This is a genomic window from Streptomyces niphimycinicus (genome assembly GCF_018883605.1).
Taxonomy (GTDB): domain Bacteria; phylum Actinomycetota; class Actinomycetes; order Streptomycetales; family Streptomycetaceae; genus Streptomyces; species Streptomyces niphimycinicus.
Map to the genome: position 1 here is coordinate 1 of NZ_JAHLEM010000826.1, position 2,343 is coordinate 2,343.

General features: G+C 71.6%; 3 protein-coding genes. All 3 read left to right on the top strand.

The annotated features are described in order from the left end of the window. A partial coding sequence (locus KN815_RS43575) for a metallophosphoesterase (RefSeq protein WP_301184700.1) occupies window positions 1–1,054 on the top strand: 1,054 nt, incomplete at its 5' end. Between the two features lie 190 nt (window positions 1,055–1,244). Then, window positions 1,245–2,093 (top strand): hypothetical protein, encoded by an 849-nt coding sequence (locus KN815_RS43580; protein ID WP_216347283.1) that lies wholly within the window; start codon window positions 1,245–1,247, stop codon window positions 2,091–2,093. A gap of 95 nt (window positions 2,094–2,188) precedes the next feature. Further along, the coding region (locus KN815_RS52480; RefSeq protein WP_216347285.1) for a twin-arginine translocation signal domain-containing protein at window positions 2,189–2,343 on the top strand (155 nt) is incomplete at its 3' end.

Here is a 2,343-nt window from a genome sequence, read left to right on the forward strand (position 1 = left end):
ACCCGCACCAGGGGCCCCCGCGCCCGGGGCACCGGCTCCAGGGGTGCCCGCACCGGGCGCTCCGGCCCCTGAGTCACTGCCGGCCGAGTACACCCCCACCGAGCGGCTCCCCGTCCTGGGCCCCGGCCACACCATCCCGGACACCCCGCTCGTCCCGCCGCAGGATCGCCCCACCGTCACGCTCACCTCGCTGCCCGAGCCCGAACACGGCCCGCTGGCCGAGGACGAGGGGCCCGGCCCGCTGTACGTCGTGGGCGATGTCCACGGCTACCACGACGAGCTGCGCGAGGCGCTCGCCGCCGAGGGCCTGATCGACCCCAAGGGCAACTGGGCCGCGGGCAACGCCCGGTTGTGGTTCCTCGGCGACTTCACCGACCGTGGCCCGGACGGCATCGGCGTCATCGACCTGGTCATGCAGCTCTCCGCCGAGGCCGCGGCCGCGGGCGGCTACTGCAAGGCGCTGATGGGCAATCACGAGCTGCTGCTGATCGGCGCCAAGCGGTTCGGCGACACGCCCGTCAACTCCGGTGCCGGAACCGCCTCCTTCCAGGCCGCCTGGCTGCTCAACGGCGGCCAGCGCACCGACATGGAGCGGCTGGAGGACCACCACCTCCAGTGGATGTCCCGGCTGGACGCGATGGCGGAGGAGGACGGGCATCTGCTGGTCCACTCCGACACCACCGCCTATCTGGATTACGGCGACTCGATCGAGGCCGTCAACGACACCGTCACCGAGACACTCCAGCGCAGCGACGCCGACGAGTGCTGGGACCTGTTCCGCAAATTCACCAAGCGGTTCGCCTTCCGCGACGAGGACGCCGGGCCCATGGCGGCCCGCGAATTGCTCGACACCTACGGCGGGGAGCGCATCGTCCACGGCCACAGCCCCATTCCGTATCTGCTCGGCGAGGTCGGCTCCGAGGACGGCGAGGACGGCGGCACGCCCGCCGTCGAGGGTCCGCATGTCTACGCGGACAATCTCGCCGTGGCCATGGACGGCGGCGTCACCATGGCCGGAAAACTGCTGGTCGTTCAACTTCCCCTGACCGACTGAGGGTTCGGCGGACGCTGCCCGGGGCAGATAGAGAGCTTCACCGGCGAGGGAGCAATTAGCGAAACTTGCTGTCACCCCGCGCCGGATCGGCTCTACCATCGGCTTATCCGTCGCAGGCTCTCCTCCGTTTCCGCCCGACTGCCCGGTGTAAGCCGGCGTCACGGCCCTACGGAGCATCGGGGGATGCACCATGAAAAGCGCTCCGCACCTGCTGATCGAGGACCGCCCGGAGTTCGAGCGGGTTCTCGACGAGGCACTGCGCACCGCGGACCGTCGCCCGGACCTCACCGGTGTCGGGCAGCGGCTCACTGCCGAGCAGTTGCGCACGATGGCGCTCGGCGCCTCGGCCGCGATAGCGGCATGCGCGGCCGCCGAATATCAGGACTACCGCGAAACTCGCGCCAAACTGCGCGAGCCCGCGCCGCTCTTCCCGCTCGCCGGGGACGTGGGCGAGCGCGAGCACCCGGACGGCACGGTGGGGCTGGCCGGTGCGATGCAGGACGCCGCGGGGGCCGGGCTCGTCGCCATGCTCGCGGTCCTGGCGCCGGTGCTCGCCGGAACCGCCGCGATCATCTTCCTCATCGTCGGCTACGTCCTCAACGTCCTCGACCCAGCCCCCTCCATCGCCCAGCCGATGGTCACCGCGGGCTGGCTCTTCGCCGCGCTGACCGCCGCGGGCATCCTCATCGCCGCCGTCGGACTGCTCCTGGCCGCGCTGCGCAACGGCTCCAGCGCGATCCGGGGCGAGGCGCGCAGCGAGCAGCTCGAGGAGGTGGACCGCGCCAGAGAAATCTGGCGTCAGGCCCTGCTGGAGCGCGGCATCCTGCCGTTCCTCCGCGAGGCCCTGGCCAACCCCTCGGCGCCGTCGCCCTCCGCGTACGTCCCGACCAACCCCGAAACGGTCAGCCGCACCCCGCACCTCGGCTACAGCCGCCCCGGCTTCAGCACCGACGGCGAAGGGCCCAAGGCCCGCCCCCGCTACAGCAGCCCGGACTTCACCAGCCCCGACTACGGCGGGCCGGAACACCAGCCGGACTAGGGGTCGCCCCGGAGGCCCGCTCCGGGCGCGCATGAGGGTGCGCATGGGGTCATCCCGGATGGCGGGGCGCGGCTGCCTCGGCAGCATGACTGTCCATGACTTCCTTGAACCGACGTAGCTTCATGGGTGGTTGCGCGGCCGCGACACTGCTGGCCGTGACCGGAACCACCGTCGCCCGCGCGGCGACAGGGACCACCGCACCAACCACCGCGTCCGATGAGGCCGCTCTACAGGCCGCCATCAGCGATCT

What these genes read in the sequence shown, in the direction of transcription:
- KN815_RS43580 (WP_216347283.1), top strand. Translation starts at nt 1,245, where the DNA reads ATGAAAAGCGCTCCGCACCTGCTGATCGAGGACCGCCCGGAGTTCGAG.